This is a genomic window from Streptomyces sp. SLBN-31 (assembly GCF_006715395.1).
Classification (GTDB): Bacteria; Actinomycetota; Actinomycetes; order Streptomycetales; family Streptomycetaceae; genus Streptomyces.
The window spans coordinates 448,027-467,892 of sequence record NZ_VFNC01000001.1 but is presented as its reverse complement, the minus strand read 5'-3'; the positions used below and the strand labels follow the sequence as shown (position 1 = coordinate 467,892).

21 protein-coding genes are annotated in these 19,866 nt (G+C 70.8%); 4 read left to right on the top strand and 17 right to left on the bottom strand.

Going from position 1 to position 19,866, the window contains the following annotated elements:
• Positions 1-211 precede the first annotated feature (211 nt).
• From FBY22_RS02270 to FBY22_RS02260, 3 genes are read left to right on the top strand one after another with little or no spacing between them, the layout of a single operon-like run.
• Positions 212-736, top strand: coding sequence for a PadR family transcriptional regulator (locus FBY22_RS02270; RefSeq protein ID WP_142142214.1), 525 nt, complete (start codon positions 212-214; stop codon positions 734-736).
• Positions 733-1,419, top strand: coding sequence for an ABC transporter ATP-binding protein (locus FBY22_RS02265; protein ID WP_142142213.1), 687 nt, complete (start codon positions 733-735; stop codon positions 1,417-1,419). Before FBY22_RS02270 ends, FBY22_RS02265 begins: the two co-directional genes overlap by 4 nt.
• Positions 1,416-3,749 (top strand): ABC transporter permease, encoded by a 2,334-nt coding sequence (locus tag FBY22_RS02260; RefSeq protein WP_142142212.1) that lies wholly within the window; start codon positions 1,416-1,418, stop codon positions 3,747-3,749. The genes FBY22_RS02265 and FBY22_RS02260 overlap by 4 nt, the downstream gene beginning before the upstream one ends.
• A 52-nt stretch (positions 3,750-3,801) precedes the next feature.
• Here the strand turns inward: FBY22_RS02260 and FBY22_RS02255 are convergent, their stop codons facing one another.
• The 10 genes from FBY22_RS02255 to FBY22_RS02205 form a co-directional block, all read right to left on the bottom strand.
• A complete protein-coding gene (locus FBY22_RS02255; RefSeq protein WP_142142211.1) occupies positions 3,802-4,233 on the bottom strand; it encodes a hypothetical protein in 432 nt (143 codons plus the stop codon).
• A gap of 4 nt (positions 4,234-4,237) precedes the next feature.
• Positions 4,238-4,624, bottom strand: coding sequence for a roadblock/LC7 domain-containing protein (locus tag FBY22_RS02250; RefSeq protein ID WP_058923487.1), 387 nt, complete (start codon positions 4,622-4,624; stop codon positions 4,238-4,240).
• A gap of 33 nt (positions 4,625-4,657) precedes the next feature.
• A complete protein-coding gene (locus tag FBY22_RS02245) occupies positions 4,658-5,482 on the bottom strand; it encodes a MarR family transcriptional regulator (protein WP_142142210.1) in 825 nt (274 codons plus the stop codon).
• 206 nt (positions 5,483-5,688) lie between these two features.
• Positions 5,689-7,086 (bottom strand): AI-2E family transporter, encoded by a 1,398-nt coding sequence (locus tag FBY22_RS02240; protein ID WP_142142209.1) that lies wholly within the window; start codon positions 7,084-7,086, stop codon positions 5,689-5,691.
• Between the two features lie 148 nt (positions 7,087-7,234).
• Entirely contained in the window at positions 7,235-7,918 is a 684-nt protein-coding gene (locus FBY22_RS02235; protein WP_142142208.1) for a transglycosylase SLT domain-containing protein, read from the bottom strand.
• Between the two features lie 398 nt (positions 7,919-8,316).
• Positions 8,317-9,642 carry a PhoH family protein gene (locus FBY22_RS02230; protein WP_142142207.1) on the bottom strand — a complete coding sequence of 442 codons (1,326 nt, stop codon included), beginning with the start codon at positions 9,640-9,642 and terminating at the stop codon, positions 8,317-8,319.
• A 304-nt stretch (positions 9,643-9,946) separates the two neighbouring features.
• Positions 9,947-10,720, bottom strand: coding sequence for an isoprenyl transferase (locus FBY22_RS02220; protein WP_142142205.1), 774 nt, complete (start codon positions 10,718-10,720; stop codon positions 9,947-9,949).
• Positions 10,721-11,460: 740 nt separating this feature from the next.
• The gene (locus tag FBY22_RS02215) at positions 11,461-12,255 is read right to left on the bottom strand and encodes a methyltransferase domain-containing protein (protein WP_142142204.1); all 795 of its coding nucleotides are present in this window, start codon (positions 12,253-12,255) and stop codon (positions 11,461-11,463) included.
• Between the two features lie 81 nt (positions 12,256-12,336).
• Positions 12,337-13,212 carry an LLM class flavin-dependent oxidoreductase gene (locus FBY22_RS02210; RefSeq protein WP_142142203.1) on the bottom strand — a complete coding sequence of 292 codons (876 nt, stop codon included), beginning with the start codon at positions 13,210-13,212 and terminating at the stop codon, positions 12,337-12,339.
• 41 nt (positions 13,213-13,253) lie between these two features.
• The gene (locus FBY22_RS02205) at positions 13,254-13,832 is read right to left on the bottom strand and encodes a dihydrofolate reductase family protein (RefSeq protein WP_142142202.1); all 579 of its coding nucleotides are present in this window, start codon (positions 13,830-13,832) and stop codon (positions 13,254-13,256) included.
• Positions 13,833-13,908: 76 nt separating this feature from the next.
• Here FBY22_RS02205 and FBY22_RS02200 point away from each other — a divergent pair, with 76 nt between their 5' ends.
• Positions 13,909-14,277: a DUF192 domain-containing protein gene (locus FBY22_RS02200; protein ID WP_142142201.1), complete on the top strand. Its 369-nt coding sequence runs from the start codon at positions 13,909-13,911 to the stop codon at positions 14,275-14,277.
• Here FBY22_RS02200 and FBY22_RS02195 read toward each other — a convergent pair.
• The 7 genes from FBY22_RS02195 to FBY22_RS02165 form a co-directional block, all read right to left on the bottom strand.
• Positions 14,274-15,365, bottom strand: coding sequence for an acyltransferase (locus FBY22_RS02195; RefSeq protein WP_142142200.1), 1,092 nt, complete (start codon positions 15,363-15,365; stop codon positions 14,274-14,276). The two genes, FBY22_RS02200 and FBY22_RS02195, sit on opposite strands and share 4 nt — an antisense overlap.
• A 174-nt stretch (positions 15,366-15,539) precedes the next feature.
• On the bottom strand, positions 15,540-16,121 hold the full coding sequence (locus FBY22_RS02190) for an OmpA family protein (protein ID WP_142147297.1): 582 nt from the start codon (positions 16,119-16,121) through the stop codon (positions 15,540-15,542).
• Positions 16,122-16,174: 53 nt separating this feature from the next.
• Positions 16,175-16,753, bottom strand: coding sequence for a hypothetical protein (locus tag FBY22_RS02185; protein WP_142142199.1), 579 nt, complete (start codon positions 16,751-16,753; stop codon positions 16,175-16,177).
• 32 nt (positions 16,754-16,785) lie between these two features.
• Positions 16,786-17,394: a pilus assembly protein TadG-related protein gene (locus FBY22_RS02180; protein WP_142142198.1), complete on the bottom strand. Its 609-nt coding sequence runs from the start codon at positions 17,392-17,394 to the stop codon at positions 16,786-16,788.
• Positions 17,394-17,591, bottom strand: coding sequence for a Flp family type IVb pilin (locus tag FBY22_RS02175; protein WP_142142197.1), 198 nt, complete (start codon positions 17,589-17,591; stop codon positions 17,394-17,396). Before FBY22_RS02175 ends, FBY22_RS02180 begins: the two co-directional genes overlap by 1 nt.
• A gap of 118 nt (positions 17,592-17,709) precedes the next feature.
• Positions 17,710-18,447, bottom strand: a complete 738-nt coding sequence (locus FBY22_RS02170) for a response regulator transcription factor (protein WP_142142196.1) — start codon at positions 18,445-18,447, stop codon at positions 17,710-17,712.
• A gap of 41 nt (positions 18,448-18,488) precedes the next feature.
• Positions 18,489-19,859, bottom strand: a complete 1,371-nt coding sequence (locus FBY22_RS02165; RefSeq protein WP_142142195.1) for a sensor histidine kinase — start codon at positions 19,857-19,859, stop codon at positions 18,489-18,491.
• Positions 19,860-19,866: the final 7 nt, after the last annotated feature.

Sequence of the window (19,866 nt, the reverse complement as noted above, 5' to 3'; positions counted from 1 at the left end):
GGACGTGACAATCAGCACCCACCCCAACGGAACCGACGGATACGGGCCGCCCGGGGTTGCCCGACCAGGCGAAGCGATACCACCTCGACACCTGGGGCCCTTGTTGCAGAACCATGACAATCGACCGCCACCAGGGCGGCCGCACAGCGCGCCATGATCTACACACAGCGCGTATACACAAGGCGTATACACCCCGTGTACAGTCCTTGGCATGTCCATCGGTCACACCCTTCTGGGACTCCTGGAGTCCGGGCCCCGCCACGGTTACGACCTCAAGCGGGCCTTCGACGAGAAGTTCGGTCACGACCGGCCGCTGCACTACGGCCAGGTCTACTCGACGATGTCCCGGCTGCTGAAGAACGGCCTCGTCGAGGTCGACGGCATCGAGCCGGGCGGCGGCCCCGAGCGCAAGCGCTACGCCATCACCGACGCCGGGGTCACCGACGTGGAGCGGTGGCTCGCGACGCCGGAGGCGCCGGAGCCGTATCTGCAGTCGACGCTCTACACCAAGGTCGTCCTCGCGCTGCTCACGCACCGCGACGCCGCCGACATCCTCGACACCCAGCGCGCCGAGCACCTGCGCATGATGCGGATCCTCACCGACCGCAAGCGCAGGGGCGACCTCGCCGACCAGCTCATCTGCGACCACGCCCTGTTCCACCTCGAGGCCGACCTGCGCTGGCTGGAGCTCACCGCCGCGCGCCTCGACAAACTCGCCGAGGCGGTGACCAAGTGACTCCCGACGGTTCCCTGCTGGTCGCGGACGACCTGCACAAGGCGTACGGCCCGACCGTGGCCCTCGACGGCGCCGAGTTCTCCATCCACCCGGGCGAGGTCGTCGCCGTCATGGGCCCCTCCGGGTCCGGCAAGTCGACGCTGCTGCACTGCCTCGCCGGGATCGTGCCGCCCGACTCGGGGTCGATCCTCTACAACGGGCGCGAGATGGCGACCATGAGTGACGCCGAGCGCAGCGCCCTGCGGCGCTCGGAGTTCGGGTTCGTCTTCCAGTTCGGCCAGCTGGTGCCTGAGCTGACCTGCGTCGAGAACGTCGCGCTGCCGCTGCGGCTCAACGGCACCTCCCGCAAGGAGGCCGAGCGGGCCGCGCTCACCTGGATGGAGCGGCTTGAGGTCGACGACCTCGGCAAGAAGCGGCCCGGCGAGGTCTCGGGCGGTCAGGGCCAGCGCGTCGCGGTGGCGCGGGCGCTGGTGACCGACCCGCGGGTGCTGTTCGCCGACGAGCCCACGGGCGCGCTCGACTCGCTCAACGGCGAGCGCGTGATGGAACTGCTCACGGACGCCGCGCGGTCCACCAACGCGGCCGTGGTGCTGGTCACGCACGAGGCGCGGGTGGCCGCGTACTCGGACCGCGAGATCGTCGTACGGGACGGCAAGTCCCGGGACATGGAGCGCGTCGTATGACCTTGCGGGGGTGGGCCAAGGACTTGGCCATGGGGGTGCGGTTCGCCTTCGCCGGCGGCCGCGAGGGCTGGGTACGGGCCCTGCTGACGGCGGTCGGCGTGGGGCTCGGCGTGGCCCTGCTGCTGCTGACGACCGCCATTCCCAGTGCGTTGTCCGCGCGTGACCGGCGCGGCAGCGACCGGGACGACTTCACGTACAGCGGCAAGGTGCTGCCGAAGGCAGACGACACGCTGATCGTCGCCAAGACGGACACCACCTTCCGCAGCGACGACATCCGCGGCCGGCTGCTGCAGCCCGACGGCGCGAAGGCACCGCTGCCGCCCGGCGTGGGGAAGTTCCCCGCGAAGGGCGAGATGGTGGTCTCGCCCGCGCTGCGCAAGCTGCTGGAGTCCGGCTCGGGCAAGCTGCTGCGCGAACGCCTGCCGTACCGGATCAGCGGCACGATCGGGCACGCCGGGCTGATCGGGCCCGCCGAACTCGCCTACTACGCGGGCGCCACCGGCCTGGAGGACCACCTGGCCGGCGGGTACGTCGAGCGCATCGACTACTTCGGCCCGTCCCAGGGACACCAGCAGGACGAACTGGACCCGGTGCTGCTCCTGCTCATCATGATCATCTTCGTGGTGCTGCTGCTGCCGGTGGGCGTGTTCATCGCGGCGGCCGTGCGCTTCGGCGGTGAGCGCCGCGACCGGCGGCTCGCGGCCCTGCGGCTGGTCGGCGCGGACGGCCGGATGGCCCGCCGGATCGCGGGCGGCGAGGCCCTCGCCGGGGCCCTGCTGGGGCTCGTCCTGGGCACCGTCTTCTTCCTGGTGGGGCGGCAGCTCGCGGCCCTGCTGGTGGTGCGGGACATCAGTGTCTTCCCCAGCGACCTCAACCCCGCGCCCGCGCTCGTCGCGCTGGTCGCCGTCGCCGTTCCGGCCGCCGCCGTCCTGGTGACGCTGTTCGCGCTGCGCGGGGTGGTCATCGAACCGCTCGGCGTGGTCCGTACGGCGAAGCCGCCGCGCCGCCGGCTGTGGTGGCGGCTGCTGCTGCCGCTGGGCGGTCTGGCGCTGCTCTACCCGATGATGGGCAAGGGCAACTCAAACGGGAACTTCAACGAGTGGATGGTGATCAGCGGCACCGTGCTGCTGCTGGTCGGCGTCACCGCGCTGCTGCCGTGGCTCGTCGAGGCCGTGGTGGCCCGGCTGGACCCGGGCGCCGTGTCCTGGCAACTGGCCGTGCGCCGCCTGCAGTTGAGCAGCGGCTCGGCGGCCCGCATGGTCAACGGCATCGCCGTCGCGGTGGCCGGCGCGATCGCGCTGCAGATGCTGTTCGCCGGCGTCGAGCACGACTACGTCAAGTCCACCCGTGCCGACCTGAACCGGGCCCAGATGGAGATGTCCCTGCACGGTGACGTCCCGCTGTCCGAGGCCGGCCGGCGGCTGGCGAAGACCGAGGGGGTGCGCCGCGCGACGGCCCTGTCGCTGGGCGCGGCCGGCAACGTCCCGAAGGATCCGGACGACTCGGTGGAGGTGGCCGTCGGCTCCTGCGCGGAACTCGGCCAGGTGGCGCGGCTGGCCTCGTGCCGGGACGGCGACATCTTCCGGGTCGTCGGCGCCCACTACGACTCCACGTCGCCGAAGCTGCTCAAGGCGGGCAGGACCCTCTACTTCGACCCGGCCTACAGCGGGTCGACGAGCCACACGGTCGCCTGGAAGGTGCCCGCCGGTCTGAAGACCGCGGGGCCGCGGAAGGACCCGACCGGCTACGAGCGCGGCGGTTTGCTCATCACGCCCAAGGCGCTCCCCTCGGCCACCACGGCCGGCTTCGTGCGGAAGGTGTACGTCTCGCTGGACCCGTCGGTCTCCGACGCCCGTGAGTACGCGCGCAACTCCGCCGCGGCCATGGACCCGCTGGCGGACGTGTACGCGCTGACGTCGGGCAGGGTGAACCTGCAGTTCCGCTCCATCCGCACCGGCCTGTTCGTCGGGGCCACCTGCGTCCTGGTGCTGATCGGGGCGAGTCTGCTGGTCTCCCAGCTGGAGCAACTGCGGGAGCGCAAGAAGCTGCTGTCGTCGCTGGTCGCCTTCGGCACCCGGCGGCGCACGCTGAGCCTGTCGGTGCTGTGGCAGACGGCGATCCCGATCGCGCTCGGTCTGCTGCTGGCGTCGGCCGTCGGGCTGACGCTGGGCGCGGTGCTGCTGCGGATGACCGGCGAGACCGTGCGGGTGGACTGGGCGAGCGTGCTGTCCATGACGGGCATCGGCGCCGCGGTGGTCATCGCCGTGACCGTGCTCAGCCTGCCGCCACTGCTGCGGCTGATGCGCCCGGACGGTCTGCGCACCGAGTAGTACGCGTGCCCCGCAAGGCCCCTCCCCCGCGCCGGGGAGGGGCCCGGCCCGTTCACAGGCTGTGCTGCCCCACCACCCGCCGTACCTGCGCGAACAGCATGCCGACGTTGACGGACTTGCGGCACACGACGACCGCCACGACGTCCTGCTGCTGACTCATCCGCACGAACAGGTGGGTGACGTTGTCGCTGTTGACGAGGACCTCCTGGAAGAAGTGGGTCTCGTCGCCGCTCTGCCCCCGGCGTTCCTTCCACAGGTCCTCGATCATCAGGACGGTTCGGCCCTGGAACAGGTCGAGCGTCGCGCCCGCCAGCAGGTCCAGGACCTCCGGAGGGTGATTGTCGACCGTCTCGTACGCCAGCAGCATGCCGGTGGCCATGTCGACGACACCCGACGCGACACAGTCGGGGGCCTCGGTGCGCAGGGATTTGACCAGGCTCATCACCTGGTCCGAGAAACCGGCGTTCATACGCTTCGTCGCCATCCTTTCAGACTCCTTCTGCTGTCCTGCTCATGAGGATCGAACCGATCCGGTCCAGGGCGGGCTGGGTCGCCAGGTGCAGCCGGTCGACGTCCATGCCCTCGTCACCGAGGACGATCATGAGAGCCGTGTCACCCACCGCGTAGAAGGCCGCGCAGCCGTGGCTTCCGTACGTCACGGTCTGGCGCAGGGCGCCGCGGGCGGTCGCCTGGGCGGTACGGCGGGCCAGGCCCAGGCCTGCCGCGGCGAGCGCGGCCAGACCTTCCGGGTCGATCGAGTCGGCGGTGTCGGCCGCGATGAGCAGGCCGTCGGCCGCGGCGACCGCGGTGTCGGTGATGCCGGTCACCTGCTCCCGTAGACCGCGCATCTCGAGCGCCAGGGCTTCGTGATCCATGTACTCAACTCCCGTGATTTCTCTGGTCTTTGTTCATCTCGTGGTGCCGTTGCGAAGCCGGAAGAAGCCGCCCGGCCTGCGGCGCGGCAGGTCCGCCGGGCCGGGCGGTTCGGGTGGGGGCGGAGTGGGAGGCGGCGGTACGCGGTGCCGTACGCCCTCGGCAGGGGTGCGGACCGGGATGGGAGCGGGCGTCGGGGGGCAGGTCAGCAGTCCCTCGGCGAGCATCCGGGCGAGTTCGACGGTGACGGTGTAGACGCCGCGGGCGGTGCGGAAGGCGAGGTCGCGGGCGGTGCGGCGGCCGTCGGCGTGGGCGAGGACGTCCCGCCGCAGTTCGGTGAGCGGGCCCTCGTACCCCGCCACGGGCAGCGGCCGTTCCCGGTCCGGGTGGACGGGGTACGGCAGGGTGGCCAGGGCGGCGAGCTTGCGGCTCGCCTCCTCCAGCAGCCGCACGGAGGACTCACCGACCGGTACCGGGGCGGGCGGTTCCAGTCCGGCGGGGCCGCTCTCGCAGCCGTCGATCCGTCCGGCGATGACCGCGAACACCGCGTCCTGCAGCGCCATCGCGCACACCACCCGCAGCTGGGCGGCGCCCGTGTAGCCGTGCGCGATCAGCCCGGTCACCGGCCAGCGCGCGCCGCCGGCCTCGCGGACCAGCGCCGCCCACTGCTCACCGCTCACCCGTCCGGAGCGCAGCAGCAGGGCCTCTGGTCCGGGCGCGCCGGGTGTCTCCACGGCGACGACGAGTCCGTTGCGCAGATGGAAGGTCCCGCCGGGCACCCCGGACACCCTCAGCTCGCCGGTCAGCCCCTCGCGCCCACAGGCGGCCAGGGACCGCGCCAGCAGGTCGTAGCCCGACATCACGCTCCTCGCCCGCCGCAGCCGTCTCGCACATACGCCTGACGCGTAGCGCTGAGGGGGGAAGATTTATCAGCCGGAGCGCATATTCCGGACGGAGATTTCCGACCTGTCGCTCAATGGCGGAAGTTGGACCGAGGGTCCGCGCAATTGGCTTTGTTCGGCGTTCATTTGATCGAACGCGAAGGGGATTCGGAGCGGGTCGGCGGTCAGGCTCCGGCCTTGTCGTGGGCGTCGCCGGGGGCTGCGCCCCCGGACCCGGCTTCGGCCTGGACGGTCTCGTCCTCGATCGCCGGACGGGCTTCGGGCGCGTCGGCGTCTTCCGGCTCCGTCCCTCCGGTCCCGTCCGTCTCGTCGGTCTCGCCCGCGGAATAGGCCCGCAGGTAGCCGACCACCGTGTTCGTCACCGCCACCAGCGGTACGGCCACCACGGCGCCGCCGATGCCCGCCACCATGCCGCCCGCGGCGACCGTCAGGACCACCGCGAGGGGGTGGACGCGTACCGCGCGGCCGAGGATGAAGGGCTGCAGGATGTGCCCCTCGATCTGCTGCACGGCGAGGACCACGACCAGGGTCATCACCGCGGTGAAGACGCCCTGGGTGACCAGTGCGACGACCACCGCCAGCGCGCCGGAGGCCACCGCGCCGACCAGGGGGATGAAGGAGAACAGGAAGATGAAGACGGCCAGCGGGACCGCCATGGGGACGTCGAGGAAGTAGATGCCGAGGCCGATGAAGACGGCGTCGATGAGGGCGACGAGGACCGTGCCGCGGACGTAGGCGGTCAGGGTGCGCCAGGCCCGCGGGCCCGCGCCGGCGACGCCCGGGCGGGCCGCCGCGGGGACCAGCTTCAGGAACCACTCCCAGATGCGCCGGCCGTCGTAGAGCAGGAAGAGGGTGGAGAAGAACGTCAGCAGGATGCCGGTGAGGGCCTCGACGACGACCTGGACGCCCTCCAGGCCCGCCGAGGTGATCTGGTCGGTGTTGGCGCCGACCGCGTCCCTGAGATTCTTGGCGATCTGGTTGATCTGCTTCTCGGTGACGTGGAAGGGGCTCTTCAGCAGCCAGTTGCGCAGATCGTCGATGCCGTTCTGGATCTGGTCGGAGAGCGTGTCGATGTTCTCCATGACCTGCCAGGTCACGAACCAGCCCAGGAGCCCTATGACGATGAAGCCGAGGATCGCGGTGAGGGCGGTGGCGGGGCCGCGCGGGACGCCGTAGCTCTTCAGGCGGGCCACGGTGGGCTGCAGCAGCGCGGTGATGAGCAGGGACACGACGAACGCGAAGACGACGAGCTGTACGGCGCTGATGACCCGCATCAGCACCCAGACGGTGCCCGCGAGCACCAGCAGCCGCCAGCCGGCCTCGGCGGCGACACGCACGCCCCAGGGCACGGCCTGGGCGGGGTCGGGGCGCACCGGGACGACGACGGCCTGGGGCACCTCGTCCGCCACGGGCTCCTGAGCCGCGCGCACCGGACGCCGACGGGACGGCGGCCCGATCTCGGACTCCTCCCGCTCCACCTCGGCGCGGCGTTCGTCCAACAGCTCGCCGACCTCCGTCAGCCCTGCGCCGAGCCGGCCGAGCCACCCTGGTACTCGCGACATGATCCGTCCTCTTCCCCCGAGTCCCCGGGTGATGCCACTACTCCCCCCTGGAGTCGTTCGGGTCCGACCGTACAGTGCGAAAGCCCCTCCCCCTAGGACGGGGAGGGGCTGCGCGGGGTTGAGAGGTGAGGCGGTGAGCCTCGCCGGCTCAGTACCAGTGGTTGGCGACCCAGAAGGACTGGGCCTCGCACGGGCTGCCGTAGCGGCTGTTCATGTAGTTCAGGCCCCACTTGATCTGGGTGGCCGGGTTGGTCTGCCAATCGGAGCCGGCCGTGGAGTACTTCGAGGCGGGCAGTGCCTGGAAGAGACCGTAGGCGCCGGAGGAGGCGTTGACCGCGTGGTAGTTCCAGCTGGACTCGTGGTCCACGATGTAGCTGAAGCACTGGAACTGGTTGCCCGGGACCATCTGCCGGGCCATCGCCTGGATCTCGGCGACCGTGTACGAGCTCTGGACCGGGAAGTCGGCGCTGCTGCGGCTGGCGGTCTGCTTGGCCTCGGCGCGCTCCTTGGCTTCCTTGGCGGCCTTCTCCGCCGCCGCCTTCTTGGCGATGGCGGTGTCGGCGGCGGCCTTGCGGGCGGCCGCCTCGGCGTCCTTCTTGGCGCTCGCGTCGGCCTGGATGGCCTGCGCGTCGGCCTGCTGCGTCAGGGAAGCGGTCTGCACCTGGGCCTGCTGACCCGTGGGTATGTCCGCGAGCAGCGTGGTGTCGGCGGCCGTCGGCTCGGCGTCGTTGTTCTGCGCGACGCTGCCCGAGGCAACTCCGACGACGCTTCCGACGGCGGTGACCGCGGTGGCCGAGGCCACTGCGAATCCCCGGACCGAAATCCGGCTCACACGGTTTCCTTCCAGCATCGCCCGCTTCGGTGACCCTGGCGGACGCAATCGTGCCCCTGGCGCTGGCCTCCCAACTACGGGGTCACGGGAGACACGGGCCCGGTGGGCAACTCCCGCTCGGGGAGCGCCGGTGGTGCTCGGGCGGCATACGACGACGCTATGGAGTTGGCTGTGGTGCTTCTGTGGTGCCGTACCGCTGGGGGTACAGGTGTGTCGCATGCGGGGCCTGACAGGAATGAGACTCTGCCGTACGCGGACGCCGGGTGGCAATTCCGAGTTGCGTGTGAAAGCTCACATGCCGTTTGCCCCGGGGGATTTCACGGAACAGCACAACGCGAAGGCGCCGCCCCGCTAGGCTCTCGGCCTTTACGGGACGGCGCCAACTGGTGCGGAATCGGTCAGATTTGGCCGTCTTCCAGCATTTCGGTCACAAGTGCCGCGATCTGGGACCGCTCGGACCTCGTCAGGGTCACGTGCGCGAAGAGCGGATGACCCTTCAGCTTCTCCACGACAGCGACGACACCGTCGTAGCGCCCGACACGCAGATTGTCCCGCTGCGCCACGTCATGGGTGAGAACCACCCGCGAATTGGCGCCGATTCGGGACAGAACGGTCAGCAGGACGTTCCGTTCCAGCGACTGTGCCTCGTCCACGATGACGAACGCGTCGTGCAGCGAGCGTCCGCGGATGTGGGTGAGCGGCAGAACCTCCAGCATCCCGCGGGAGGTGACCTCCTCGATGACCTCGCGGCTGGTGACCGCGGAGAGGGTGTCGAAGACCGCCTGCGCCCAGGGGCTCATCTTCTCGGCCTCGGAGCCCGGCAGATAGCCGAGTTCCTGCCCGCCCACCGCGTACAGCGGACGGAAGACCATCACCTTCTGGTGCTGGCGGCGCTCCAGGACCGCTTCGAGGCCGGCGCACAGCGCGAGCGCCGACTTGCCGGTGCCGGCCCGGCCGCCCATGGACACGATCCCGACGTCCGGGTCGAGGAGCAGGTCGAGTGCGATCCGCTGCTCGGCGCTGCGTCCCTTGATGCCGAACGCCTCCCGGTCGCCGCGCACCAGCCGGACGTTGCCCTCGGCCGTGACCCTGCCGAGTGCCTTGCCGCGCTCGGAGTGGATGGTCAGACCGGTGTGCACGGGCACGTCGGACATCTCGGGGACGTAGACGTGCCCTTCCTCGAAGAGGATGTCCACCTGTTCGGCCGGCAGGGTCAGTTCGGACATTCCGGTCCAGCCGGAGGAGTCCGTGATGGCGAGCTCGGCGCGGTATTCCTCGGCGAGGAGACCGACGGAGGAGGCCTTGATCCTGAGCGGCAGGTCCTTCGACACGACGGTGACGTCGAACCCCTCGGCCTGCAGATTGCGGGCGACCGCGAGGATACGGGAGTCGTTGTCCCCCAGGCGGTAGCCGGTCGGCAGAACGCTGGGGTCCGAGTGGTTGAGCTCGACACGAACGGTCCCGCCGAATTCCCCGATCGGGATGGGGGCGTCGAGGCGGCCATGCTTCACCCGGTAGTCGTCGAGCAGGCGCAGGGCCTGCCGGGCGAAGTAGCCGAGTTCGGGATGGTGCCGCTTCGCCTCCAGCTCCGTGACCACCACGATGGGGAGCACGACCTCGTGCTCCTCGAAGCGGGTCAGGGCGTTCGGGTCGGCCAGCAGGACGCTGGTGTCGAGAACATAGGTGCGCCGGTCTGGCTTGTGGCGCTTTGTGCTGGTCACCACGGAAGGACGTACCCCCTCGGATGAGGTCGGGGAGCGACGGAGTGGAGCTGGACCGGTCGACGGCCGCGATGCACGGGCCGAGGACCGGCCCTCCGCCTTGTCTTCCGTGCTGGAACCGCACGGTCGGGCTGGTGCAAAGGGCCTCCCGGGCGGACGGCCCCGTGCCGTCCGCTGAGATCCGACACCCGTGGTTCGGGCATCGACCTGACTGGCTTATGCCCTCGAACACGCGTCACCATGCCGACACTCACCACGGCGCCCCGGTGAACTCCTTGTTACACGCGCCCCAATGTGGGTAGGGCGGTCAGCCTCCGTAGCGCCGGTGTCGCGCCGCGTAGTCGCGCAGGGCCCGCAGGAAGTCGACCTTGCGGAAGGCCGGCCAGAAGACTTCGCAGAAGTAGTACTCGGAGTGCGCGGTCTGCCACAGCATGAAGCCGGACAGCCGCTGCTCGCCGCTGGTGCGGATGACGAGGTCGGGGTCTGGCTGGGCGCCGGTGTAGAGGTGGCGGCCGATCATGTCGATGTCGACGGCCTCCGCGAGGTCCTCCATGGAGGTGCCCTTCTCGTGGGCGTCGAGGAGCATCGAGCGCACGGCGTCCGCGATCTCCTGGCGGCCGCCGTAGCCGATGGCCACGTTGACGAGTATCCCGTCGACGTGGGCGGTGGTCTCCTCGGCCTCCTTGAGCGTCGTCTGCATGTTCGACGGCAGCAGGTCGGGGGTGCCCACGTGGTGCACCCGCCAGCGGCCGTCGGCGGCCAGGGTGCGGACGACGTCCTCGATGATGCCGAGGAGCGGGCCGAGTTCCTCCTGAGGGCGGTCGAAGTTGTCCGTCGACAGCAGCCACAGGGTGACGACCTCGACGTCCGTCTCGCTGCACCAGCCGAGGAATTCCTCGATCTTCTCGGCACCGGCGCGGTGGCCGTGCACGGTGGTGGAGCCCGAGGCCTTCGCCCAGCGCCGGTTGCCGTCCATGATGACGCCGATGTGCTTGGGCACCTGAGCGTGGTCCAGGTGGCCTTCCACCCGGCGCGCGTACAGCCTGACCAGCAGGCCGCGCAGCTTGTCGCGCAGGTTCACGTGATTGTCAGCCCCTCAGATGCGATCGGACGGCGCGGCCCAGGCGTGCGGCGGGCGCTCCCTGTCCAAATGGCGGTCCCCGGCGGCGAAAGCCTACCCCCGCCGCACCGCCACTCTCCCAAGGGTGGCGGGGGAACACAAAAACGGGCCGGTCCGTGGGGGGGAGACGGACCGGCCCGAGGGGGGGTTTCCACCATAACCCTTCGTAAGTGATGCTGCGTGCATCGGCGTGCCACAACTACTCTCCGGAATCGAACGGCGACGCCCGGGTGGTCGCCGAGAGCCCTTTTCAGGGTGCCCCATGGCCGAAAGACAGCTGATGTACAGGGGATTCGCGTAGGACGCGGCAGGATTCGGGAGGTTCGGCGGGCCTGTGCGGCCGTTCGGCGGAATGTGGTCGGGGGTCGCCCGGGCGGGTGACGCGGGCCGCGAACCCCGGCTTGACGACGGTGCGGGCCATGGACATGCAAAAAGGCACCGCGCAGCCCCCTCCGCTGCGCGGTGCCGCCCGCGCAGCTTTGCTCACGCGAATTACATTGGTCCGAACCTACGTGACGCTTGGGGCGGGATGGGACTCGCGGGCATAACAATGTGGAAACCGGGGTGCGTGGGCCGGACGGGCCCGGCCGGGTGAACCACCGACGGCGGCGGACAGGAGCTGTCCTCATCCCGTCCCGCCGCTCGCCGTCTGCAGCGGCGCTTCCTGGCCAATCCGCGCCGAAGCGGGCGTCCGCGGGCGTCTACGCGTGCGGCTTGCGGATGTCGAAGAGGTGGCGGGTGCTGTGGGCGACGAAGGGGCCCTTGCTCTCGATCTCCTCGTGCAGGGACCGCAGGCGGTCCTCGTAGGCCTCGACCGTGAAACCGGGGACCATCCACACCACCTTGCGGAGGAAGTGGACGACGGCCGCGATGTCGTGGAACTCGATCCGCAGGCGCTCGGCGCGCAGGTCGACGACCTCCAGACCGGCGGCCTCGGCGTCCGCGCGTTCGCAGTCGGGGTCCCGGCCGGAGCTCTGCTCCGCCGGGAGCGGACCGAGGAAGTACTCGACGAGTTCGAAGACGCTGCGAGGGCCGACGTGCTGGGCGAAGTACGTGCCGCCGGGCCGCAGGACGCGGGCGATCTCCGTCCAGTGCGGGGTCACCGGGTGCCGGCTGCTGACCAGGTCGAAGGCGCCGTCCGCGAAGGGGAGCGGCGCGTCCTCGTGCGCGGCGACGACCACGGTGCCGCGAGGCCGGAGCAGTTCGGTGGCCTTGGCGACGTTCGGCGGCCAGCCCTCGGTGGCGGCGCTGAGCACCGGCGCGCTCGTGCCGGCCCGGCCCAGGGCGAAGTCGAGTACCTCTCCTCCCCCGGTCTGGATGTCCAGCGCGGCGGTGGCGCGGGCGAGGCGGCCGGCCAGCGAGGCGGCGTATCCCCACGAGGGCCGTTCCTCCGTGGCCCTTCCGTCGAACCAGGAGAAGTCCCAGCCGTCGGTGGGGACGGCGGCACCCTCGGCGACGAGGGCTTCGAAGGAACGGGGGGTGTCGTGGGGGGCCATGAGGTGATCCTGACAGGGGTGCGGCGACGGGCGCTCGCGAATTTCCGTGCCCCGCGGCTGCCGGGGCCGCTGTCGCCGGCTTCAGCGGACGAGGAGTGCGACCTCCTGTGCCGCGAACCGCACGAACCCCTCCGGGTCGGGCTCGTCGCCCGTCGGCTGGAGGATCACCCGGTCGGCGCCGGCCTCGGCGAGCCGCCGGACGGCCTTCGCGACGGTGTCGGCGTCCCCGGCGACGCCGATGTCGGGGACGGACTCCAGGCCCTCGGCGGTGAGCTCGGCGCGCAGCCGGGAGGCGGCGTCGGGGCCGGTGGCGGTGAGGAGGTAGACGACGGTCTCGTGGGGTTCGGCGGTGCGTCCGGCCGACTCCCGGCCCTCGTCGACGAGCCGGCGGGCCGCACGTACGCCGTCGGCGTTGGTCGACGCTGTCAGGACGGTGCCGTCGGCGGCCTCCCCGGCCAGCCGCAGTGAGCGCGGACCGGTGGCGCCGGCCAGGACGGGGGCGGGGGTGGCGGGCGGCCAGTCGAGGGCGACGTCGTCGAGACGGACGTAGCGTCCGTTCGTGGTCAGCCGTTCCCCGCGGAGCAGGGCGCGCAGGGCGAGGAGGTGCTCCCGCAGCAGGGTGACCGGCGACTCGGCCCGCGCCCCGACCTGCCCCATCCAGTCCTGCACTCCGTGTCCGACGGCGACGATCGGACGGCCGGGGAACATGCGGTGCAGCGCCGCGGTCTCCATGGCGGTGACGGCGACGTTGCGCAGCGGCACCGGCAGGAGACCGACCCCGACCTTCAGCCGCTCGGTCCAGGCGAGGGCGGCGGCGGCCGTGGAGATGCCGCCCTCCCTGAAGCAGTCCTCCCACAGCCACAGTTCCTCGAGCCCGCTGTCGTCGGCGAGTTCGGCGACGGCACGCAGTCGCTCGGGCGGGAGTTGGGGTCGGAACACGGCGCCGAGTGCAGTCATGCCCCTCTTCCTACCCGGCGGGCAGGAACCGGACAACTGCTTTACTCCTCGCCGTTGTCGCCGTCCGGCGCGTACCGCAGCAGTACGACGCCGTTGCCGAAGACATGGCTCTCGACGAGCCTGAGCGAGGCGGCGATGTCGCCCTCCGGGAAGAGCCGCCTGCCCCGGCCGACGAGGGCGGGATGGACGTACACCCGGTACTCGTCGACGAGCCCGAGGCGCAGGAACTCGGCGCCGAGTTCGGCCCCGCCGACCCACAGGTCGCCCTGCGTGCGTTCCTTGAGCGCCCGGACCTCCTCGGGCACGACCTCCCGGCGCAGGGTGGCGTTCCAGTCGGCCTTCTCCAGGGTCCGCGAGTACACGACCTTGGGGATGTCCCGCCAGATCCCGGCGAACTCGACGGTGGTCGGGGAGGCGTCCGGGTCGGAGTCGGCGGTGGGCCAGTAGGCGGCCATGAGCTCGTAGACCCGGCGGCCCTCGATCAGGGCGCCCAGGCCCCTGACCGTGTCGTTGAAGTGCTGGGCGAGTTCCTCGTCGACCCGGCTCCAGCTGATGTCGTGGTCCGGGCCCTCCATGTAACCGTCGAGGGAGACGGACATCATCAGGACGATCTTTCCCATGGTCCCCTTCTTTCCCGTGCGCGGGGCGGATACCTTCGGTTCGCGCGGTGGGCGGCACCGCCGGGAGGTCCTGAGTATGGCGCGGCGATGGCGTGACGGGCGGGGCGAACTCGTGGTGCGTCCGGAGGACGGGGCGGCAGCCGTGTCCGTGCCCCTGGAGATCGCCGCCTCCTACCGGTCGCGCACCAGGGGGTTGCTGGGCCGGGACGGCGTCGACGGCGCGATCCTGCTCTCCCCCGCCAACAGCGTGCACACCTTCCGTATGGGCTTCCCGATCGACGTCGCCTACCTCGACCGCGGCCTCAGGGTCGTCGCCGTGCGCACCATGCGGCCCGGCAGGCTCGGGCTGCCCCGGCTCCGCTCACGGCATGTCCTGGAGGCCGAGGCCGGAGCGATGGAGAAGTGGGGAGTGCGGGTCGGGGAGCGGGTCGAAGTGCGGGCCTAGCCCCGGGGACGTGCGCCGAGCGCCGCCGTCAGGGACTTCCACGACCTGTACCGCTTGAACGGGATCTCGAAGACCTTCGAGAACAGCCACGCCCCGGCAACCGACACGGGCAGCGCGACGGCGAGCGTGAAGAGGAACGTGGGCAGGCCGGGCGCCACGAAGTGCGGGGCCACCCGGCGGATCACCGCCAGGACGATCGGCAGATGGATGAGGTAGAGGCTGTAGGAGAAGCCGCCCAGGCCCTCGACGGGCCGCGTGGTCAGCAGCCGCACCAGGACGGCGGGCCTGCCGGTGGCCACCGCCGCGAGCAGCATCGTCATGGCGGGGGCGATGGCCAGGTCCACCCAGAAGTAGTGGTTCACCGTCCACACGGAACCCTGTACGACGCCCAGTACCAGGACGGGCAGGGCGGCCAGGGCGGCGAACCAGGCCCACGGCAGGCGCCGCACCCTTTCGGAGGCGGCGACGACTCCCGCACCGGCCATGCCGGCGACGAACACGGGGGCGAGATGGGGAGCGAGCCAGTTGTCGCCCTCGACGGGGGACGCGCCGGGTGCCGTCAGGCCGCCGACGATCACCGGGAGCGCCACGCAGGCCACCAGGACCGTCGCGTTCGTGCGCCGCCGGACGTACAGGAAGAGAAGGAAGAGGAGATACAGCTCGGCCTCCACCCCGATCGACCAGAAGGCGCCGTTCGGTGTCGGGGCGGTGATCACGTCCTGTGCGACGAGCCCGTAGACCAGGACCGTCGCGGCGGTGGGCGGCCCGAAGTGCGAGGCCGGCACCACGAACCAGGAGATGGCCAGGCTCAGGACCAGCGCCGCCCAGTACGGAGGCAGGATGCGCCAGGCGCGCCGGCGCAGGAACTCGGCGGCGCCGCCCGAGCGCCAGCCGTGCCGCGCCGGGGAGATGGCCAGGGAGAAACCTGACAGCACCAGGAAGAAGACGACGGCGACCCGCCCGAACATCAGTCCGTCCAGCCAGGCGGGCGCGGAACTGTCGGGGTAGCCCGGGAAGGTGTACAGCCAGCAGTGGAACAGGACGACGTACAGCGCCGCCAGGCCGCGCAGGCCGTCCAGGCCCCGCACCTGCCGGGGGGTGGGTGCCTCGCTCGTCCTTTCCGTCGGTACGACAGGGCTGCCGACCGGCGGACTCGCATCAACTGAAATCGCTCGGACCCTTCTCTGGGTGCACAGGCCTGCCACGGACCGTCTCCGACTGGTACGTGGTGGCCGGCCGAGCGGTTCAACGCGCGACGCCCCTCAGCTCTCGCTGCGTGGGAACGACACCTCCACGCGGCGGTTCTTGCGCCGTCCCTCCTCGGTGGTGTTCGAGGCGATCGGGTAGTCCTCGGAGTAACCGCGGACCTCGAAGGTGATGCCGGGGTCGTTGAGTTCCTGGGCGAGGACGTCCTGCACGGCGTTCGCGCGCTGTCTCGACAGGACGAGGCCGTGGGCGTAGCTGCCGAGGTCGTCGGTGAAGCCGAAGACGCGGACGTGCGTCGCGTTCTGCTTCCTGATCTCGTCGGCGATCGTCGCGATACGGGACTTGGCCTCGCCGTTCAGCTTGGCGCTGTCCTTGCTGAACAGGACCTCCGCCTGCAGCGCGAACGTCACGGACGTGTTGGTGTCCGAGCGGCGTTCGTCGCCGTTCTCGTCCTCCACGACCGACTTGATGTCCAGAACCTTGGCGGCGGCGAGGGTGGCACCCTCGGGGAGCTTGAGATCGGGGTCGTTCGGGTCGACCTCGACCGGCGCGGAGGCGGAGGGCTCGGTGCCCGGCGGCACGCTGGGACTCCCGTCGGCATGCGCCGTCACGGCTCCGACGAGGTTGGTCGCGACCATGAGAGTGGCGGCCGTCAGGAGCAGGGGGAGGCGGGGGGTGGTCACTTGGGGCCTCACCCGGAGATCTCGATCGGGGCGCTGGAGAAGGTCGGCAGCTGGAAGGTCACCTCGGTGGTGCCGGCGGGTGGGGCGGGGAACTGCATGAAGACGGCGAGGGATTCGCCGGCCTTGAGCGAGGCGAAACCCGTCGTCGTCAGGGGGCGGCCGTCTGTGTCACGCAGCACGTAGTACCGCTTCTTCCCCTTGCTGTCGACCAGGGTGGCCCCGCCGAGCGACATGCCGTTGCGGATGATCTCCGTCTCGTTGCCTCTGACGGCGGCGGGCACCGTGACGCGCTGGGCGCCGTCGTTCTTCAGGTTGCCGCTCACCGTGACGAAGCCACCGGAGTCGCGCTGAGCGGAGGTGATCTGGAGGAGCAGTCCGTCCGAGCCCTTCAGCTCCGCCAACGGCTGCTCGGACTCGCCCTGCTGAGCACTCGGGCCGGATCCACCGGTCCTGGAGGCGGACGCCGACGCTTCGGGCTTGTTGTCGTCGCCACCACTGCCGCAGCCGGCCACACCGAGGGCCAGTCCGGCCGCGACGGTCAACGCGACCATCCCCCTGCGGGCCTTCGTGGTGAACCGAATGCTCATGACTGCGTTTCCCTTGTCTCGTCGTTCGCTTGTCACTCGGCCAGGTGGACGTCGAACAGGTCCTTGGGCTCCGGCAGATCGGTGAGGTCCTTCGGATCCAGCTTCCAGTCCTTGTCCTTGCAGGTGAGCTGCGGCAGCGTGTCGCCTCCGGCGTCAGCGGCCGGAGGAACGAACGAGCACAGCGGGTCGATGACGGCGGTCGCGGATGCCCTGGAGCGCTTGTCCGCAACACCGGGGACGATGGAGTCCCCGACGGGCTTGTTGGTCCTGACCTCGACGGTGTAGGTGAGGAGTTCCGGTCGCTGACACATCGCACCGCTCAATACCGCGTCGTTCTGCTCGGCGAGTTGCGCGGCGCGCGCACATGCCTGTTCGTCCGGCAGGTTGCCGTCGAAGAGGTCCTGCCACTTGGTCGGATCGAGTACGTCCGTCACCCACTGGCCCGCGAGTTCGTCCCTCGTGTGCTGGGCCGCCGCGAGCGCTGCCGCATCGGCCGCCGTTTGGGCACCGTTCCGATTCACCGCGGCCTGGCCGACCGCAACGTAGGCGAACGCAAGAAGGAGCAGACCCGCCACCACCGTGATGTAGATGGGGAAGGCCTGCCCGGTATCGGTCGCGCCGCCGTACCTACGGAGCCACATCAACCGCCGGTAACCTCGGTGATCTTGTCCACGATCGCCGTGTAAATCGCGTTGCCGATGTCCGTACCCGTGATCGCCAGCACGATCGCCACGACCACCGCGATGATGCCCAGGTACTCCACGGCCGTCTGGCCCTTGTCGTTGCGGGCGGTGCGAGCCTGCAGGTACGCGACGGTGGTGTTGATCCAGCTGCTCATGGTGCTCCCCTCCGGGTTCGCTTCCGATCCCGGAACCGTACGATGCCGTCCCTCGCCGTCCCGAGGGTCCCAGGACCCAATCCCGGGCCCAAACCCGCCCGTGATCCCGCATGGCGCCTCACCCCGTCTCTCGCGTGCCGAGCCACGTGGCCGTGGCCTCGGAGCGGTTGGTGCTGTGGAGTTTGGCGAAGATGCGGTTGATGTGGTTCTTGACGGTCTTCTCGCTGATGAAACAAGTGGCGGCGATCTGCTGGTTGTTCATACCGGACGCGATGAGGTCCATGATCTCCGCCTCCCTCGTACTCAGCCGGGACCGTGACCCCGACTGTCCCACATCTGGTTGCACTTGCGAAAGTGCTTGTGAAGAAACTAGTGGAGACTTGACAGTTGCAGGGGAAGGGGAATGTGCAATCGCACTTCGCAGTACGTCGGCCGCCGTCGCCGTGAAGTGCGCTCGTCCCTCCCTGACGTCCCGTATCGCCGCGACCAACCGGTCGGCCGTGAACTCGCCGTGGACCAGGTAGCCGGCCGCCCCACGGCGCAGGGCCTCCTGGACGATCTCCGACTCACTGCTGTACGTGAGCATCAGCACCGGTGCGATCGGCACCAGGTAGGGCAGCACGGACAGGCCGTCCATGCCGGGCATGCGGACGTCCAGGAGGACGACGTCGGGGCGGTGGCGGCGGGCCGCCTCGTAGGCCTCGCGGCCGTCGGCCGCCTCGGCGGCGACCGTGATGTCCTCGCGCCCGGAGAGCAGGGCGGTCAGGCCCGCGCGGACGACCAGGTTGTCGTCGGCGACCACCACCCTCAGGGGCGGGGGCGGCTGGGCCGCGGGCAGGTCGGGAAGGTCCGGCATCGACGGCCTCCTCTCGTCGGCGTGGGGGAACGGTGTGACGCTCATGCGGTCTGTGCGGTCAGGGCCGTGAGCGGCAGCTCCAGGCGGACCTCGGTGCCCTGCGCGTGGTCTCCCCGGCCGACACTGATCCGGGCGCCCACCGACGCCGCTCGCTCCGCCATGCCGACCAGGCCGAAGTGGCCCGCGCGGCGCAGCTGTTCGAGTGTGGTGCCGGGAGGCAGGCCGCCGCCGTCGTCGTACACGCTGATGCACAGCAGGCCCTCGTGCACGCCGCCGCTCACGTCGATCCGGGACGGGGCCGCGTGGCGGTGGGCGTTCTCCATGGCCTCGTCGGCGATGGTGAGGAGTTGGCGGGCGACGGCGGGCGGGACCGGGGGCACGGTGTCGTCGCCGGTCGGGCGGCAGGCGGCGGACAGGCCGGTGCGGGCGGCGAAGTCCCGGGTACGGGAGGCGAGTTCGGCCAATACGTCGGTGCCGTGGTCGGGGTCGTTCACCCGCCGCAGGTCGGTGAGGAGTTCGCGGGTCTCGGCGGCGGCGCGGCGTGCGGAGCGGGCGACCAGTTCCGCCTGTTGCCTCAGCCGGGCCGGATCGGTGCCGTCCCGGCCCGCCGAGGCCGCGAGGCCGTCCGCGGCGAGGGCCACGCCGTGCAGGGTCTTGGCCACCGAGTCGTGCATCTCCCGTGCCAGGCGGGCGCGTTCGGCGCTGACCGCCTCGGTGACGGCGAGACGGGCCTGGACCTTGGTCAGGGCCTGGGTGGCCGTCCCGAAGCGGAGCATCAGGCCCCGCAGCGACGAGCCGACCGCGCCGGCGATGACGCACAGGCCGGGCAGGAGCAGGGACTCGGCGAGGGCGGCGTGCAGGTCGTGCCGGGTCGCGTAGACCAGCAGGAGGATGAGGGACTGCAGGGACGCGAAGCACGCCGCTCCCCGCCAGCTGTAGACGATCCCCGCCAGCAGCGGGGTGCAGACGCTGACGTACGCGAGTGTGGTGTCCGGGCCCGCCGAGATCAGCAGCAGGGAGCCGAGGAGGGTGTCGACCGCCAGCAGGGTGGGGTGGCGCAGGAGCAGGGGGCCGAAGCGCTCCCAGTCCCGGTAGAGGACGTAGGAGCCCATGAAGGTGACCACGACGGCGGCGCCGACCAGGCGGACGGGCATGCCGGGGGCGGCGTTGACGAGGGCCGCCGGGGCGGCCAGGGCGATCATCGCCAGGCGGAAGGCGAAGACCTGACGGCACATGGCCTGCAGGGCGTTGACCTGGATGGGGAGAGCGGGGGGTTCCGGGGTCACCGGGACGTCGGGCGCTCCGGTACGCGCGTGGTCCGTCAGAACCGCGTCCGTCGGCGGCGTGGTGATCCGCGCTGTTCTCGGGCGGCGCCATGTCAGCGGCCCGCCGCGTTCCTTCGTCGTCGCCATGCTCATC

What these genes read in the sequence shown, in the direction of transcription:
- FBY22_RS02270 (WP_142142214.1), top strand. Translation starts at nt 212, where the DNA reads ATGTCCATCGGTCACACCCTTCTGGGACTCCTGGAGTCCGGGCCCCGC.
- FBY22_RS02260 (WP_142142212.1), top strand. Translation starts at nt 1,416, where the DNA reads ATGACCTTGCGGGGGTGGGCCAAGGACTTGGCCATGGGGGTGCGGTTC.
- FBY22_RS02255 (WP_142142211.1), bottom strand. Translation starts at nt 4,233, where the DNA reads ATGGCGACGAAGCGTATGAACGCCGGTTTCTCGGACCAGGTGATGAGC.
- FBY22_RS02250 (WP_058923487.1), bottom strand. Translation starts at nt 4,624, where the DNA reads ATGGATCACGAAGCCCTGGCGCTCGAGATGCGCGGTCTACGGGAGCAG.
- FBY22_RS02245 (WP_142142210.1), bottom strand. Translation starts at nt 5,482, where the DNA reads ATGTCGGGCTACGACCTGCTGGCGCGGTCCCTGGCCGCCTGTGGGCGC.
- FBY22_RS02240 (WP_142142209.1), bottom strand. Translation starts at nt 7,086, where the DNA reads ATGTCGCGAGTACCAGGGTGGCTCGGCCGGCTCGGCGCAGGGCTGACG.
- FBY22_RS02215 (WP_142142204.1), bottom strand. Translation starts at nt 12,255, where the DNA reads ATGGCCCCCCACGACACCCCCCGTTCCTTCGAAGCCCTCGTCGCCGAG.
- FBY22_RS02210 (WP_142142203.1), bottom strand. Translation starts at nt 13,212, where the DNA reads ATGACTGCACTCGGCGCCGTGTTCCGACCCCAACTCCCGCCCGAGCGA.
- FBY22_RS02205 (WP_142142202.1), bottom strand. Translation starts at nt 13,832, where the DNA reads ATGGGAAAGATCGTCCTGATGATGTCCGTCTCCCTCGACGGTTACATG.
- FBY22_RS02200 (WP_142142201.1), top strand. Translation starts at nt 13,909, where the DNA reads ATGGCGCGGCGATGGCGTGACGGGCGGGGCGAACTCGTGGTGCGTCCG.
- FBY22_RS02190 (WP_142147297.1), bottom strand. Translation starts at nt 16,121, where the DNA reads ATGGTCGCGACCAACCTCGTCGGAGCCGTGACGGCGCATGCCGACGGG.
- FBY22_RS02185 (WP_142142199.1), bottom strand. Translation starts at nt 16,753, where the DNA reads ATGAGCATTCGGTTCACCACGAAGGCCCGCAGGGGGATGGTCGCGTTG.
- FBY22_RS02180 (WP_142142198.1), bottom strand. Translation starts at nt 17,394, where the DNA reads ATGTGGCTCCGTAGGTACGGCGGCGCGACCGATACCGGGCAGGCCTTC.
- FBY22_RS02175 (WP_142142197.1), bottom strand. Translation starts at nt 17,591, where the DNA reads ATGAGCAGCTGGATCAACACCACCGTCGCGTACCTGCAGGCTCGCACC.
- FBY22_RS02170 (WP_142142196.1), bottom strand. Translation starts at nt 18,447, where the DNA reads ATGCCGGACCTTCCCGACCTGCCCGCGGCCCAGCCGCCCCCGCCCCTG.
- FBY22_RS02165 (WP_142142195.1), bottom strand. Translation starts at nt 19,859, where the DNA reads ATGGCGACGACGAAGGAACGCGGCGGGCCGCTGACATGGCGCCGCCCG.